Source organism: Peribacillus sp. Bi134, assembly GCF_918698065.1.
Classification (GTDB): Bacteria; Bacillota; Bacilli; order Bacillales; family DSM-1321; genus Peribacillus.
Window position 1 is genome coordinate 1 of sequence record NZ_CAKKLN010000013.1, and the last position, 15,398, is coordinate 15,398.

Annotated in this window: 16 protein-coding genes, 1 tRNA gene, 2 rRNA genes and 1 pseudogene; 12 read left to right on the forward strand and 8 right to left on the reverse strand. The window is 40.1% G+C overall.

What is annotated here, in order from left to right; translation table 11 throughout:
- The 7 genes from LQ188_RS24070 to tsaD form a co-directional block, all read left to right on the forward strand.
- Positions 1-127: ribosomal RNA gene (locus LQ188_RS24070) — 23S ribosomal RNA — on the forward strand; the annotation flags it as partial.
- 115 nt (positions 128-242) lie between these two features.
- Positions 243-358 (forward strand): 5S ribosomal RNA (gene rrf / locus LQ188_RS24075).
- Between the two features lie 66 nt (positions 359-424).
- Positions 425-498, forward strand: a tRNA-Met gene (locus LQ188_RS24080).
- A gap of 197 nt (positions 499-695) precedes the next feature.
- Positions 696-1,148: a tRNA (adenosine(37)-N6)-threonylcarbamoyltransferase complex ATPase subunit type 1 TsaE gene (tsaE, locus tag LQ188_RS24085; protein ID WP_101225597.1), complete on the forward strand. Its 453-nt coding sequence runs from the start codon at positions 696-698 to the stop codon at positions 1,146-1,148.
- Positions 1,148-1,840 (forward strand): tRNA (adenosine(37)-N6)-threonylcarbamoyltransferase complex dimerization subunit type 1 TsaB, encoded by a 693-nt coding sequence (gene tsaB, locus LQ188_RS24090; protein ID WP_230178626.1) that lies wholly within the window; start codon positions 1,148-1,150, stop codon positions 1,838-1,840. The genes tsaE and tsaB overlap by 1 nt, the downstream gene beginning before the upstream one ends.
- Positions 1,841-1,862: 22 nt before the next feature.
- Positions 1,863-2,315 (forward strand): ribosomal protein S18-alanine N-acetyltransferase, encoded by a 453-nt coding sequence (gene rimI, locus LQ188_RS24095; RefSeq protein ID WP_230178627.1) that lies wholly within the window; start codon positions 1,863-1,865, stop codon positions 2,313-2,315.
- Positions 2,312-3,325, forward strand: coding sequence for a tRNA (adenosine(37)-N6)-threonylcarbamoyltransferase complex transferase subunit TsaD (tsaD, locus tag LQ188_RS24100; protein ID WP_101225600.1), 1,014 nt, complete (start codon positions 2,312-2,314; stop codon positions 3,323-3,325). The genes rimI and tsaD overlap by 4 nt, the downstream gene beginning before the upstream one ends.
- 268 nt (positions 3,326-3,593) lie before the next feature.
- Here tsaD and LQ188_RS24105 read toward each other — a convergent pair whose 3' ends face one another.
- Positions 3,594-5,513, reverse strand: a complete 1,920-nt coding sequence (locus LQ188_RS24105) for an ATP-binding cassette domain-containing protein (protein WP_230178630.1) — start codon at positions 5,511-5,513, stop codon at positions 3,594-3,596.
- Between the two features lie 133 nt (positions 5,514-5,646).
- On the opposite strand from LQ188_RS24105, the gene moaC reads away from it, so the two are divergent.
- Both moaC and LQ188_RS24115 read left to right on the forward strand, forming a co-directional pair.
- Complete coding sequence (moaC, locus tag LQ188_RS24110) at positions 5,647-6,159, forward strand: cyclic pyranopterin monophosphate synthase MoaC (RefSeq protein ID WP_101225602.1); 513 nt, start codon at positions 5,647-5,649, stop codon at positions 6,157-6,159.
- Positions 6,160-6,187: 28 nt separating this feature from the next.
- Positions 6,188-6,847 carry a redox-sensing transcriptional repressor Rex gene (locus LQ188_RS24115; protein ID WP_034306345.1) on the forward strand — a complete coding sequence of 220 codons (660 nt, stop codon included), beginning with the start codon at positions 6,188-6,190 and terminating at the stop codon, positions 6,845-6,847.
- A 29-nt stretch (positions 6,848-6,876) separates the two neighbouring features.
- Here the strand turns inward: LQ188_RS24115 and LQ188_RS24120 are convergent, their stop codons facing one another.
- Both LQ188_RS24120 and LQ188_RS24125 read right to left on the reverse strand, forming a co-directional pair.
- A complete protein-coding gene (locus LQ188_RS24120) occupies positions 6,877-7,089 on the reverse strand; it encodes a YdiK family protein (RefSeq protein ID WP_034306342.1) in 213 nt (70 codons plus the stop codon).
- The gene (locus tag LQ188_RS24125) at positions 7,086-7,811 is read right to left on the reverse strand and encodes a type II CAAX endopeptidase family protein (protein WP_101225603.1); all 726 of its coding nucleotides are present in this window, start codon (positions 7,809-7,811) and stop codon (positions 7,086-7,088) included. Before LQ188_RS24125 ends, LQ188_RS24120 begins: the two co-directional genes overlap by 4 nt.
- 333 nt (positions 7,812-8,144) lie before the next feature.
- Between LQ188_RS24125 and groES the strand changes: the two genes are divergently transcribed.
- Together groES and groL are read left to right on the forward strand one after the other, a co-directional pair.
- Positions 8,145-8,429, forward strand: a complete 285-nt coding sequence (gene groES, locus LQ188_RS24130; protein ID WP_101225604.1) for a co-chaperone GroES — start codon at positions 8,145-8,147, stop codon at positions 8,427-8,429.
- Positions 8,430-8,488: 59 nt separating this feature from the next.
- Complete coding sequence (gene groL / locus LQ188_RS24135; protein WP_101225605.1) at positions 8,489-10,126, forward strand: chaperonin GroEL; 1,638 nt, start codon at positions 8,489-8,491, stop codon at positions 10,124-10,126.
- Positions 10,127-10,230: 104 nt separating this feature from the next.
- Here groL and LQ188_RS24140 read toward each other — a convergent pair whose 3' ends face one another.
- The gene (locus tag LQ188_RS24140; protein WP_363320618.1) at positions 10,231-11,241 is read right to left on the reverse strand and encodes a site-specific integrase; all 1,011 of its coding nucleotides are present in this window, start codon (positions 11,239-11,241) and stop codon (positions 10,231-10,233) included.
- A 148-nt stretch (positions 11,242-11,389) separates the two neighbouring features.
- On the opposite strand from LQ188_RS24140, the pseudogene LQ188_RS24145 reads away from it, so the two are divergent.
- Positions 11,390-11,680: pseudogene (locus LQ188_RS24145) on the forward strand (chemotaxis protein CheA); the annotation flags it as partial.
- 32 nt (positions 11,681-11,712) lie between these two features.
- On the opposite strand, the gene LQ188_RS24150 reads toward LQ188_RS24145, so the two are convergent.
- The 4 genes from LQ188_RS24150 to LQ188_RS24165 all read right to left on the reverse strand — a co-directional run bounded on the left by LQ188_RS24150 (position 11,713) and on the right by LQ188_RS24165 (position 15,392).
- On the reverse strand, positions 11,713-12,291 hold the full coding sequence (locus tag LQ188_RS24150; protein WP_230178634.1) for an RIO1 family regulatory kinase/ATPase: 579 nt from the start codon (positions 12,289-12,291) through the stop codon (positions 11,713-11,715).
- 273 nt (positions 12,292-12,564) lie between these two features.
- Entirely contained in the window at positions 12,565-13,014 is a 450-nt protein-coding gene (locus LQ188_RS24155; protein ID WP_101225608.1) for an NAD-dependent epimerase/dehydratase family protein, read from the reverse strand.
- A 95-nt stretch (positions 13,015-13,109) separates the two neighbouring features.
- Positions 13,110-14,183, reverse strand: a complete 1,074-nt coding sequence (locus tag LQ188_RS24160) for a phosphotransferase (RefSeq protein ID WP_101225609.1) — start codon at positions 14,181-14,183, stop codon at positions 13,110-13,112.
- 30 nt (positions 14,184-14,213) lie between these two features.
- Positions 14,214-15,392 (reverse strand): ATP-grasp domain-containing protein, encoded by a 1,179-nt coding sequence (locus LQ188_RS24165; RefSeq protein ID WP_230178635.1) that lies wholly within the window; start codon positions 15,390-15,392, stop codon positions 14,214-14,216.
- Between the last annotated feature and the right edge of the window lie 6 nt (positions 15,393-15,398).

The following is a 15,398-nucleotide window of genomic DNA, read 5'->3' on the forward strand; positions in this document are numbered from 1 at the left end:
TCAAGATGAGATTTCCCATGGCGCAAGCTAGTAAGATCCCTGAAAGATGATCAGGTTGATAGGTCAGAGGTGGAAGCGTGGCGACATGTGGAGCTGACTGATACTAATAGATCGAGGACTTAACCAACGCTTTTTAAAAAATGAAATACCTTCTTATTATCTAGTTTTGAAGGAATGAAAATTTCTTCTTGCATTTTGATTTCATACATGGTATGATAATAAATGTCCTAAAAGATTAAATGTTTGGTGGCGATAGCGAAGAGGTCACACCCGTTCCCATTCCGAACACGGCAGTTAAGCTCTTCAGCGCCAATGGTAGTTGGGGGTTTCCCCCTGTGAGAGTAGGACGCCGCCAAGCTATAATCATTGTATTCTTTTTAAATAAATGGGAATACTATATTTATAAAAGTAACATTCATACCGTCGCGGGGTGGAGCAGTCCGGTAGCTCGTCGGGCTCATAACCCGAAGGTCGCAGGTTCAAATCCTGTCCCCGCAATCATGAAAAAAACGAAACTTAGGTTTCGTTTTTTTGTTTTATCTGAAATTCGAATAATTATGTCCCTAACTTATTTGTTTCTTCTTTTGAAACAAGGTAAACTAAATATAGAATGGTTTTTGTTCCATAATATTGCGTTTATGGTTATAGACATGAACTATAGGACGTTTCCTAATAATGATAAAGGTGATTGATATATGCAACATGTTGAATGGATTTCTCAGAGTGAGGAAGAAACTGCGCAATTTGCGCATAGATTGGCACAAAAGCTTTCCAGTGGAGATGTTCTGGCATTAGAAGGTGACTTGGGTGCAGGGAAGACGGCATTCACAAAAGGGCTGGCTAAAGGACTAGGTGTTACCAGAATGGTGAATAGCCCTACCTTTACGATAATAAAGGAATACATGGGTCGCTTGCCTTTGTATCATATGGATGTATATCGGGTAAGTGAATCGGAAGAAGATCTAGGCTTTGATGAATATTTTGATGGTGATGGTGTGACTGTCGTTGAATGGGCCCATTTAATAAAGGATCACCTTCCAGAGGAAATCTTGACCATTTATATCTATCGTCTGGGAGATACCAGCCGGCGTATTGTTTTGGAAGCCAAAGGCGAACGATATGTAAAGTTATGTAAGGAGATTATTTGATGAAGGTTTTAGCTATAGATACATCGAATTTTACATTAGGGATTGCACTGGTAAACGAGAATCAAGTAATTGGTGAGTATACGACGAACCTAAAGAAAAATCATTCGGTGCGGGTAATGCCTGCAATTGAGACACTGCTGAGGGATTGTGATACTAAACCGAAGGAATTGACTAAGATTGTGGTCGCTCAAGGTCCAGGCTCATATACAGGGGTCAGGATTGGAGTGACGATAGCGAAAAGCTTGGCCTGGACGCTTCAGATTCCCTTATCAGGTGTTTCCAGCTTAGAGGTTTTAGCAGCTAATGGACGATATTTTAACGGGGTGATCTCTCCCTTGTTCGATGCAAGAAGAGGGCAGATTTATACTGGATTATATGAAATGGAAAAGGACTCTTTAAAGACAGTCATAGAAGATTGTAATATTCTATCCTCTGAGTGGGCGAGTCAATTGAAGGAATTAAATCGTCCTGTTTTATTTGTTGGTCAAGATGTGGACATCCATCGGGATGCAATTACGGATGCATTAGGGGAATTGGCGGTATTTGCTCCGGTACAGTCATATAATTCAAGGCCAAGCGAACTGGCCTTCATTGGTCTTGATAAGACTGAAGTGGATGTTCACCAGTTTGTACCGAATTATATCCGCATGGCTGAAGCAGAAGCAAAGTGGCTTGAACAGCAGGGGAAATAAACAAGGAAAGCGACCGATTATTATGAGTAAAACATTGACGTTCCGAAAGATGAATACGGAAGATATCGACCAAGTGCTAAACGTGGAAAAGCAGTCCTTTACTTTGCCTTGGAGCCGGGAAGCTTTTTTTAATGAATTGAATCATAATCAATATGCTGTATACATGGTGATAGAGGATGAAGGTAAAATCGCCGGTTATTGCGGTGCCTGGATCGTCATTGATGAATCGCACATTACCAATATAGCGATATTGCCAGAATACCGAGGGCAAAAGCTAGGAGAAGCTTTGCTCAGGAAGATGATTGAAATCTCCATTTCGATGGGTGTGGTGAGGATGACGCTAGAGGTCCGTGTCAGTAATGCAGTAGCCATTTCGCTCTATGAAAAAATAGGTTTCCAAAAGGGCGGAATCCGAAAAAATTATTATACAGACAATCAAGAAGATGCTTATGTTATGTGGGTGAATTTTTCATGAAACAAGATCAATTTATATTAGGTATTGAAACGAGCTGCGATGAAACTGCGGCAGCTGTCATAAAAAATGGTACGGAGATACTGAGTAATGTCGTGGCTTCACAAATTGAAAGCCATAAACGTTTTGGCGGTGTCGTCCCTGAAATAGCTTCCCGTCATCATGTAGAACAAATTACGATTGTTCTTGAAGAAGCACTGCTGCAAGCCGGTGTGACATATGAAGACTTGGATGCCATTGCCGTTACAGAAGGCCCCGGCCTTGTTGGGGCACTATTAATAGGCGTGAATGCGGCGAAGGCTGTAGCTTTCGCACATGGAATACCAATTGTCGGTACGCATCATATCGCTGGTCATATCTATGCAAATCGGCTTATTCAGGAGATCGAATATCCTGCGCTTTCTTTAGTCGTTTCGGGAGGTCATACAGAATTGGTGCTTTTAGAAGAGCCAGGTTCTTTCAAGGTGATAGGGGAGACGCGGGATGATGCAGCAGGAGAGGCGTATGATAAAGTGGCTCGAACATTGGGGCTCCCTTATCCTGGCGGTCCTCATATCGATAGGCTTGCGCAAGAAGGCTCACCAACTTTAAAACTGCCTAGGGCATGGTTGGATGGCAGCTATGATTTTTCCTTCAGCGGGTTGAAATCGGCGGTGATCAACACTTTGCATAATGCAGAACAGCGCGGGGAAAAAATCGAACCTAAAGATTTAGCGGCAAGTTTCCAAGCAAGTGTGATAGAAGTGCTTGTAATGAAAGCTGTAAAAGCTGCAAAGGAATATAGTGTGAAGCAGGTATTGCTTGCTGGAGGAGTTGCGGCAAATAAAGGCCTTAGGGAAGCATTAACGGAAGCTTTTAAGGATTTACCTATGGATATATCCATTCCGCCCCTCTATCTTTGTACAGACAATGCCGCCATGATCGGTGCTGCTGGCAGTGTCATGTTTGAAAAAGGAAAACGATCTGGTTTGGATTTGAACGGAAATCCTGGATTGGATATAGAAGCATTTTAATTGACGAGAAGACAGGATCCCACACTTCGGCATCCTGTCTTTTTATCGTGTTAATAAAATAATAGAATATTCTGTGGATAAAGTTTTTTTGATCATCCTACTGCATGTGTATAAAGTGGTGTTTTTGTGGATAAGTGGATATGTTTCTGTGGATAATGTGTATAACCCAAATTATTGGCTAATAAACGGTAAGTGAATTGTTAACAAGTTTGTGGATAACTTTTTAATTTGAAGTGAAAAAGACCGAGTCGATTGACCCGGTCTTTTGTCATTCTTCCAGTTCAGCCCATTCTTCGAGCAGCTGGTCCAATTTTTCCTGTGCATTATCAAGCTTTGTTTGGACTTCCATCACTTTTTCGTGGTCCTGAAAAACATTTGGATCGCAAAGGAGGTCATTATATTCGCTTATTTCGGTTTCAAGACGCTCCATGGCTGCCTCGATTTCCTCAATGCGCCGTTTTCGCTGGCGTTCTGCTTTTTTTGCTTCTTTATCAATTTTGTAATTTGTTTTTTCTACAGCTGCATCTAAAGTTTTAGCCTGATCCTGCTGTTCAAGTGCTTTGATTTCCGCTTGCTCCTGTTTCTTCTCTAAATAGTAATCATAATCACCGAGGAATTCTTCGTTGCCGTCTTTGGAGAGCTCTATCACTTTCGTTGCTATCCGATTTATGAAATAACGGTCATGTGAGACGAAAAGAATAGTTCCCGGATAATCGATCAAAGCGTTTTCAAGCACCAATTTACTATCGAGGTCCAAATGGTTCGTTGGTTCATCAAGAATTAAAAAATTACCTTTTTGCATCATCATTTTGGCAAGAGCAAGCCGAGCCTTTTCGCCCCCGCTTAGTGTGGAAACGGTTTTCAAAACATCGTCCCCGCTAAATAGGAAATTACCGAGTACGGTGCGGATGTCCTTTTCCGGTTTAAGGGGATAGTCGTCCCATAATTCATTGAGTACGCGTTTATTGGAAACAAGGTTAGCCTGTTCTTGATCGTAGTAGCTGACTTCTACGTTCGTTCCAAAACGGAATTCCCCAGAAAGTGCAGGCAGCTTAGAAATGATCGTTTTCAATAAAGTTGATTTTCCAACTCCATTTGGGCCAACAAGAGCTATGCTCTCTCCCTTTGTCATCCGGGAATTTATATTCCTTGATACCGTTTCCCCTTCGTATCCGATAGCCAAGTCCTGGAGGTGGAGTACTTCATTTCCGCTTTGCCTTTCAATCTGGAAAGAAAAATTCGCGGATTTTTCATCCCCTTGCGGCTTGTCCAAAACATCCATCTTTTCGAGCTGCTTGCGTCTGCTTTGTGCTCTTTTCGTGGTCGAAGCCCTTGTGATATTACGTTGGACAAAGTCGCGAAGCTTTTCGATTTCCCCTTGCTGCTTCTCGAACAGTTTCATGTCCCGCTCATAATCTTCCGCTTTTCCCTCTAGGTAAGAACTATAATTACCATAGTATTTTTTCATGTTATTCCGGGAAATCTCATATACCAGGTTTACTACTTTATCTAAAAAATAGCGGTCATGGGAAACAATGAGCACAGCTCCCTGGTACCCTTGTAAATATTGTTCAAGCCAAGATAGGGTTTCAATATCCAAATGGTTCGTCGGCTCATCCAGAATCAATATATCCGGTTTCCTTAAAAGCAGCTTTCCTAATGCAAGCCTTGTTTTTTGCCCGCCGCTTAATGTGGAAATTGGGGTAGAATAGTCAAAGTCAGCAAACTGAAGCCCATGCAATACGGAACGGATATCCGCTTCATATTGATAACCGCCCTTCTCTTTGAATGCCACCATCAAAGTGTCGTATTCATTCAGCACTTTTTGGTAAACCGTTTCGTTTTCAAAGATGTCAGGTCTGGTCATATCAGCTTCAAGGCGACGCAGTTCCTTTTCCTGCTCTATAAGGTCCGTGAATACCGTCAGCATCTCATCCCAAATGGTCAGTTCGGATTCCAATCCCGTATCCTGGGCCATATAGCCGATTGTGACGCCTTTTGGTTTGATAATTTCACCGCCATCATGGGAAATCTTCCCGGCTATGATTTTTAGCAGAGTCGATTTTCCGGCGCCATTACGGCCGACAAGTGCAATTCGATCTTTATTTTGAACTTCGAGCTTCATATTTGATAAAATAAGTTCAGCTCCATAATATTTCGATAGTTGATTGATTTGTAATAAAATCATAGATTTCACCTCAATTGATTATAGATAGTGTAACGTATTTTAGTTATTATCGGCAACAGCTTGGTTCCATGGTAAAACAAAAGCTGTTACATAAAGTGGAATAATAGTGTATGATTTAGGAGGGGTTACTTAAATGGGAGACTTAACGCATTTTAATGAACAGGGCAGGGCCAAAATGGTCGATGTGAGTGCTAAGCCTGAAACAACCCGGACGGCAGTAGCTCAATCGAGCATTTTATTGAATGATGAAATATATGAATTGGTCACGAACCAGAAAATGAAAAAAGGTGATGTACTGGCTGTTGCACAGGTTGCAGGAATAATGGCCAGCAAAAATACATCCAATATCATTCCGATGTGCCATCCCATTGCTCTGCAAGGGGTCAATATAGCCTTTGAGTGGGAAAAAGAGGAACAAGGATACAGACTTAGGATTGAAACGGAAGCTAAGACAAAAGGGAGTACAGGTGTGGAAATGGAAGCGTTAACAGCTGCATCCGTGACTGCCTTGACTGTTTATGACATGTGTAAGGCCATTGACAAGGGAATGGTGATCGGGCCTACATTCCTAGTGGAGAAAACAGGCGGAGTTTCCAGTAACGATTATAAAAGACAAGTAAAACAAACAGATAGAGAATTAAGTTGAAAAGCATGTGTGAAGGCGGGGAAGAACAATGAACCATGACCCAAAGATACCGCAGGCAACAGCCAAAAGGTTACCATTGTATTATCGATTTTTAAAGAACTTACATTCCTCAGGCAAACAAAGAGTTTCCTCGGCAGAGCTAAGCGAAGCTGTAAAAGTGGATTCTGCCACCATACGCCGTGATTTTTCCTACTTTGGCGCGCTTGGGAAAAAAGGCTACGGCTACAATGTCAATTATTTATTATCCTTCTTTAGAAAAACACTAGATCAAGATGAATTGACCAAAGTCGCTTTAATAGGGGTAGGAAATTTAGGAACCGCTTTTTTAAATTACAATTTCATGAAAAATAATAATACAAAAATTGAAATGGCTTTCGAAGTTTCTGAAGAAAAAGTCGGCAAGCGGATAGCTGATGTGCCCATCTATCATATGGATCAAATCGATACGTTATTGCAGGAAAATAATATCACTGCAGCTATATTGACCGTGCCTGCACAGGTAGCCCAGACGATAACCGATCGTCTAGTCAAAGCTGATATAAAAGGAATATTGAATTTTACACCTGCAAGGCTGACCGTGCCTCCATCCATAAGGGTTCACCATATTGACCTGGCCGTGGAGCTTCAGTCGCTCATCTACTTCCTGAAACATTATCCGGTAGTGGAAGAAGCCGCCTTGGAGGAATGAAAAAAACGCTGCATCTTTGCAGCGTTTTTTTATTTTTTCTTATTTTTTTGTGCGGCTTTAATCTTAAAGTGCAGCATGATCATGCGTAAGCCCGATCCAAAGTCAAGAGTCGCAATGAGGACAAGTATGTAGGCGAAGAGTCCCCATCCAGAAGAATTGACGGTTTGAATCGCGATAGCGGTAAAAAGAGCTCCTAAGCCTGCATAGATGATGCCCATGAATAAGGGTGATTGACGTTTCATAATAAACCTCCGATGAAGGCCTGTGCAGTATCCATCATCTTCTCTATATCCTCCCGATATACCACTTGAAGGATGATAACAAGCGTATTCATCGCAATATGAGCGCTCATTGATACGAGAATGCGGCCTGTTTTTGCATAAAGGAAAGCAAAAGTGAAGCCCATTGCCGTATATAAAAGAAGATGTTCAAATTCACCATGCGCCAAGCCGAAAATAACTGAGCTGATTAAAGCTGAAATAAAGAAGTTAAAGCGTTTATGAAGTGATCCGAAAATGATTTTTCGGAAAATTAATTCTTCCAATATAGGTCCAATTACTGAAGTGACGAAAATGACCATGGGGACTTTGTAAATGAGTGAAATGAGTTGCTGCGTATTTTCAGATTCAGACTCCACCCCAAGCATTTGTTCAATGCTGCCGGCAATGCTTTGCGCAAAAAGAGCCATGAACACTCCTGCAATTGCCCATAATATGGACATGGAAACGGAAGTTTGATTTCGCGTGTCCAACTTTTCCCTCATATCTTTTCTCATTAAAAAAAGAATCAAGAATAAAGCAGTGAGAAAACTGAAAACTATCCAGTATGCTGCAGATTTCACTTGGAGTTCATCAGCCGGCATTCCGGTATAAGACCCGATCAGCATGAAAATGGGTACCCCAACAATACTGGATAATTGCATGGCAATATAAGTGATGATGACGAACCAATATTCCTTTTTCAAAAATGAAAACTCCTTTTATAGTCACCCATCCGCTCGGAACGTTCCTGATATGGGGACAAGCTATAAACGCATACTCCAAAATGGTATCAAAAATTGAGGCAGAACACCACTTAAAGGTACCCCTAACGAAACATTTAAATAACTTTGTTAAGGAAATCATTATGCTAAAGTAGTTTACCCGTAATTTATCAGAAATTAATAAAAAATTTTCAATAAGATACTTGCAAAAAAGGCTCGGTTTATTTAATATTATAAATGTGTTAGCACTCGATGATGAAGAGTGCTAATAATCATGTAACAAATTATCAAGAGAATATGAGGAGGTTGTTTCACTTGTTAAAACCATTAGGTGATCGCGTTATTATTGAACTAGTTCAAACTGAAGAAAAAACTGCAAGCGGTATTGTTCTTCCTGATACTGCTAAAGAAAAGCCACAAGAAGGTAAGGTAGTAGCAGTTGGTACTGGCCGTGTCCTTGAAAATGGCGAACGTGTTGCTTTAGAGGTTGCCCAAGGCGATCTAATTATCTTCTCAAAATATGCAGGTACTGAAGTTAAATACGAAAACACTGAATACTTAATTTTACGTGAAAGCGACATTCTAGCTGTTATCGGCTAATTATACATCATACTTAACTGAACGAAAATTTTCTTAAAATTTTAGGGAGGTACTTATAAATGGCTAAAGAAATTAAATTTAGTGAAGAAGCTCGCCGCTCCATGCTTCGTGGTGTGGACGCACTTGCAGATGCAGTTAAAGTAACGCTTGGACCAAAAGGTCGTAACGTGGTTCTTGAGAAAAAATTCGGTTCACCGCTTATCACTAATGACGGTGTGACGATCGCTAAAGAAATCGAATTGGAAGATGCATTCGAAAACATGGGTGCGAAATTGGTTGCTGAAGTAGCAAGCAAAACAAACGACGTAGCTGGTGACGGTACAACGACTGCAACGGTTCTTGCACAAGCGATGATCCGCGAAGGTCTTAAAAACGTAACAGCTGGTGCTAACCCAATGGGTATCCGTAAAGGAATCGAGAAAGCGGTCAATACTGCAATCGCAGAATTGAAAGCCATTTCCCAACCTGTTGAAAACAAAGAATCTATCGCACAAGTTGCTGCCATCTCTTCAGCTGATGAAGAAGTCGGCCAACTGATTGCGGAAGCAATGGAGCGCGTTGGTAACGACGGCGTCATCACAATCGAAGAGTCTAAAGGTTTCACAACTGAATTGGACGTAGTAGAAGGTATGCAGTTCGATCGCGGATATGCATCTCCATACATGGTTACTGATTCAGATAAAATGGAAGCTGTACTAGAAAATCCATATATCTTGATCACAGATAAAAAAATCACGAATATCCAAGAAATCCTTCCTGTACTTGAGCAAGTTGTACAACAAGGTAAACCGCTATTATTGATTGCTGAAGATGTAGAAGGCGAAGCGCTTGCAACTCTTGTTGTGAACAAACTTCGTGGAACATTCAACGCTGTTGCGGTTAAAGCTCCTGGATTCGGTGACCGTCGTAAAGCAATGCTTGAAGACATCGCAGCTCTTACAGGCGGCGAAGTAATCACTGAAGAAATCGGTCTTGACCTTAAATCTGCAACAATCGATTCATTAGGCCGTGCGTCTAAAGTGGTTGTTACAAAAGAAAATACAACGATCGTTGAAGGAGCTGGAGATACAGCTCAAATTCAAGCTCGTGTAAACCAAATCCGTGTTCAATTAGAAGAAACAACTTCTGAATTCGACCGTGAAAAATTACAAGAACGCCTTGCTAAATTAGCTGGTGGCGTAGCGGTAATTAAAGTCGGTGCAGCTACTGAAACAGAATTAAAAGAACGTAAACTTCGTATTGAAGATGCATTGAACTCCACTCGTGCCGCTGTTGAAGAAGGTATCGTAGCCGGTGGTGGTACAGCACTTCTTAACGTATACAATAAAATCGCTGAAATTCAAGCTGAAGGCGACGTAGCAACAGGCGTGAAAATCGTTCTTCGTGCCATCGAAGAGCCTGTTCGTCAAATCGCTCACAATGCTGGACTTGAAGGCTCTGTAATCGTAGAGCGCCTTAAAGGCGAAGCAGTAGGCACTGGCTTCAACGCAGCTACTGGACAATGGGTGAACATGATCGAATCCGGTATCGTCGATCCTACTAAAGTAACTCGTTCAGCTCTACAAAACGCTGGTTCTGTAGCAGCTATGTTCTTAACAACGGAAGCTGTTGTTGCTGACAAACCAGAACCTGCTGGCGCTGGCGGCATGGGCATGCCTGACATGGGCGGCATGGGCGGAATGGGCGGCATGATGTAATCATCGCCTAGAACCCTTGGTATATAGGGGTTTGTAAGGTGGAGATTAGTGAAATGCTAACTTTTTGCTAACTTTCAGTTTTTGAGACAATTTTACTTCAACAATTAGAGGAGACCTTTCGTAAGTTCACTGAACTTACGAAAGGTCTTTTCTTCAATATTTTTTGTCATATGAGCGTAAATGTTCATCGTCGTGTTTATATCTGAATGCCCTAATCTTTCTTGAATCTCTTTTACGCCTGCCCCAGCTTCAATGAGAAGGGATGTATGAGTATGTCTAAAGCTGTGGGGGGTAATATGCTTGTCTACATCCAAATGCTTCATTAAACGCTGTAAACGCAATACCACTTGCTTCATAACCCTTGGATGTCCGATGTTTTCAGCAAAAATGAAATCTTGATTCTCATATACTAACCGTTGTTTCATTTTCAATTCCATCTGCTCACTCTTGTGTGCTTTAAATAAGGCGACAAGTCCATCGTCAATCATGATTGTGCGGATTGACTTTTTTGTTTTTGGGGTTAGGAGTTGATAACCTGTACTTTTGTTATTTGGATTATAGTATGTTTTGGTGATTCTTATAGTTTTCTTAGTAAGGTCCAGTTCTGTCCATTTTAATGCTAACATTTCGCCTAAGCGCATACCGGTATATGCCAAAGTAGCAAAACATAGATAGTCTAGATATAATCCTTGTTCTTTTGTGATACGTAGAAAGGTTTTCAGTTCATTTAACTCAAGAAACTTTCCCTTAACCTCGTCTTCCTCGATATCCTCAACAGTCACATGCTTTTTGGGCATGACAAAACCATAGGTTGGATTTGTCTTTATCAAGTCTTGCCTGATAGCATGCTTGAAGATCATATTTCCCGTCGTATGGATACTGTCAATATAGTTTTGGCTAAATCCCTTACTTAGATTGTTGATACGGGATTGATACATATGCTTTGTAATCTTACGTAGCGGAAGGTGTCCCCATGATGATACAAGGTGCTTCATAGCTATCCTACGGGCTCTAACACTACTCACTTTTACTTGAGTTCCATAGTATTCTAGCCATTCATTTGCAAAAGTTTCGAAAGTGATGTTTGACTCCCGAATTACTCCACCGTTTAAAATTGATTCTTCAAGTTTGTTCGCTGCTAGTTGTGCTTCCTTTTTTGTCCTAAATTTGAATTGATTGAAAAAGGGGAGTCCCCCGTGTCTTCCTCAATTGCACAGGTTGCAGCTTCTGTCGCTCTTGAAAAATGAGGAAATGACAACGGGAGAGTACGATGAATTTGAATGGACAGTACTTCAGCAGTCCAAAGATCAAGGCTTCAACAGCTTCGAAATTTCGATAGGGTTGCGTGAGGACTGTTTTAAAAGCGGCAAGGGTGTTTATGGTATTTGAGGTGCTTAAAAAGTCAGGTGAAGTAATCAAGACGCAACCACCCGTAGAACTTTTGGAAGAAGAGCAGTTCGATCAGCAATTTACAGTCACCATGGTAACAACAGAATCGAGTGAAGAGATAAAGAAAAAAACATGAAGGTTTCCGAAGTGGATCAGGTTGTTGTAAATGCCCTTGATTTTGAAGGCTTGAGGCATGCTTATTTTTTATCAATCACTAAGTTTTTCCATTCCTTATATAAGGATGGGCGAAGCTTTTTCACATGTTCCAAAAACTCTTCCAAAAATCCAATCTTTTTTAAATCAGTCAACAATTTAGTAGGGACAGATCTGACCGTATTAAATGCCCTCTTAAGGTCAATTATTTTTATTTCCCCTAGTTCATTGAAAAAAATGTGGCGAACCTCAATATCTAGTCTCGTAAAACCCACAGTTTTCATTTCATCCAGCATCGATAATATTTTCCCCACAATTGCCTCTGAGAGTTTTTTCTCTTTTTTTAAATAATGCTTAAGATTATAACCTTTCACAAACTCCATCACTATATAGTTAGAACCATATTCATATAATTTAGGAATAATTGGAGACGATTGTCCTTTTTGCAGTGCATTTAATTCCTTTTTTTGTGTGTCTTCATTAACAAAAATTTTGACGCACTTCTGAGGGGGCAATTGAAAGACGGATCCATCTGCCCCCTTTCCAAGCATTGTGTAACCACTCAGGTCTTGAACGGTTACAACGCCTTTTTTCATGGCTGCTATTTTTTCAAAATCATTCATTTCTGATCTCCTTTTTTTCGATATTTCTTCAAATGCGCCTATAATTTTAAAAACCTTTATAATACTTTAAAGTTTCATTTAATCCAGCTTTCAAATCATAAGCCGGATTACACAAAATCCCTTGTCTGCTCTCCATCTCCAAAAAAATGGGAGATTCCCCATTAAGGATTTTCTTAAAAAATAGAAATCACTCCCACTTCTCCTTTTGAAGTTTGGCGGGGACCATAAACATTGGCATATCTTAGAATGGTAAAAGGTACGTTATGAAGTATGTTAAATATTTGAATATACATTTCTAATACCATAATAGGATTGAGGTTGAATGGAAAGTGTTTCCATTATACTACAATCGTCTTTTTCTCCGTATACTGCACAAGATGAGGAAAGTATGAATTTTTTCACATCGTACTTTTTGCAGCATTCAAGCAAACGAATCGTTCCAAGAATATTTTGATTAGCATCCTCAACTGGATTTTGTATCGAGTAGGCAACATCCACTTGTGCCGCTAAATGGATCACTACATCCGGTTTTTCTCGAGCAAAAACATCTTCTATTTGTGGTGAAGAAATGTCCAGGTCAATGAAACAAACGTGAGAAGGCACATTTTCTCGTTTACCTGAACGTAAATTATCCACTACTAGCGGTTCATAACCTGATTGAATTAATAAATCGACAACATGTGAACCAATAAATCCAGCTCCGCCTGTAACGAGTACCTTCATCCGGACTCACAACTATCATCTATATATATGAGAAGACCGTATAATATTTTACATGCATAAAACTCCTTTATAGTATTATGAATTCGTGCGATGCACTAATATAACCCAAGTTCTTTTCCCCAAACCTCAATTTTTTCAAGGTATCTCTTGAGAAGAGTGCTTTTTCCTCCATCCAACACCTTTTGCAAATGGCTAGAAAGCTTTTTTTCTAGGGTTCTTTGTAAATACGCCTTTTTAAGAAGATTCAGTGGATCCTCACTGAAGGTTATCCCATATTTTAGCATTTCTTGGCAATAAACTTGCACACATTGACTTCGAATCTCCTCTTCGCTTTGTTGCCAATCCCAGCGAAAATCTATTAATAATTCGACTAGAACGACCAAATCATACCAGCAAGGATAATGCTTCGCTGACTCCCAATCAATCAAAGAGACTTTCCAGTTCTCCTCATCATCATTCGCATTTTCACAGCAAATATTGTGGACATGGAGGTCGCCATGGATCAGACACTGGCCAGATTTAGTAATTTCGGGGAAAAAAACCGGACCTTTTTTTAATATTCTTTTGATAATTTTATACCTTGGTTCCACCAATTCTTTTAAGTTAGGATCTTTCATTGCCAAATCTAGGTTTTCCATTGCTTTTTTGACCCCTTTAGTCCTTTCCTTTACCTTCTCCTCAGAATCAAAATGGGGAAGAGAGGCGTCGAAAAGATCTGCATGCCTCACAAATTGATTATCAAAGGTTTTGGCATGAAACTTTGCCACCGTGGGGATAATTCGTTCCAAATGATTTGGAGCTAATTTTATTTGTCCTCGTAACGGCTTCAAACATTCAGTAAACATCCATGTTTCATTCCCATTTACATTCGGTTCAAGCCAATACAAACGCGGCATAATCTCGTGATAAATGTAATAAGCTTTTTGATACATATTAATTTCCAACCTATGATTTTCTTTCAGTGGCAGTTTGTATATTTTTAGCACAATGGGAATGAACTCCGTGCCATCAGTTAGAACCAACTTCCAAATACTTGTCTTTTCACGTGAATTTTTGAGGCATTCTATTCTTTCTTCCACTAATTTCACTTTTTTTCCAAGGACATTTTCAAGCTTTTTTTCCCAATCAAATTGTTTCCAACGGCTAAGAATTTCTTCTATACTATTCAAATAGAAAGTTCCCTCCCTCTTTTATCATTTTTACTGTCTCCCCCATAAATTTCGCAAATGGGAAACAAAACTCCGAACAAATGGAAGAGGGTCATTCCAAGCAAAGAGAGCCTCAACCTTTTTTCCATATAAGCTCTTTATCCACTCAACGAACCTCATTTCCCCATTTTTTTGTTTTTGGCGAAAGGAAAGAAAATCACGGACGAAGTAAACCCATTTGACCCCTTCTTTCTGCTCTGTCACTGGTGATGGATTTTGCCCGGTAAGGGATAAATAATACAAGTAAGCCAAATTAACCCCACAAGCAATCGATAATGCTTGAGTTAAACCTATTCTTGAATTGATTTCGATAAATTTCAGTTTCCCATCTCTTGGATCCCGTTTAAATTCGGCAATAGCCAAGCCTTTGAATTGAATATCTTTTAGAAAGGTAGTAGCAAGTTGAATGACTTCTTCATCCCTAACACTTAGGGCAAGAGCAGTGGATCCAAAATGAGGGGGAAATTGATGTAATTTTTGGTTCATCCACAAGCCAATTAAATTCATTTGTTCGTCAAAAAAAGTCTTGACGGAATAAATACAATCCTCCGCACCAGGAATGACTTCCTGGATCATTAGTTCACCGTATGGGCGATAAAAAAGGTATTCTTCTCTCAATTGGGAAGGACGTTCTACTACAATGGCTTTCTTATAAAGACGATGATCGATATTTGAGCGGAAATGAGAAGAATAAACTGGTTTTAATATACAAGGGAAGGTAATTTGATTGATAATTTGCTCAAATTGTTCTTCATTATTTATAGCGTAAGTTTTGGGGCATGGCACATTTGATTTCATGGCCAATTCATACGTTAATCTTTTATCTAATACAGCTTCGACCAGTGTGAGATTAGGTAATAGAAACCGATAGTAGTGTGAAAGGACAAATCTGTTTTTTGAAATAAACTGAACAAAGTCATCAGAACCCGCATACAGGACTGGCTTTTGTCCAAACTTTTGCGACAGTCTAGTAAGAAATAGTATTAATGCTGGTCCCTCACTAACTGGATTCGGACAAATTCCGCAAGTGGCAAACCAAGTTTTACCGATTTCATATTTTCCGCTCGTATCAAACGCATATACCTTTACCCCTTCTTTCGCTAAACTCCTCACAATCCCTATACCGGTTGCACTTAGATCAAGAACAACGGCTGGAACATCATGTAGCATGCTCTT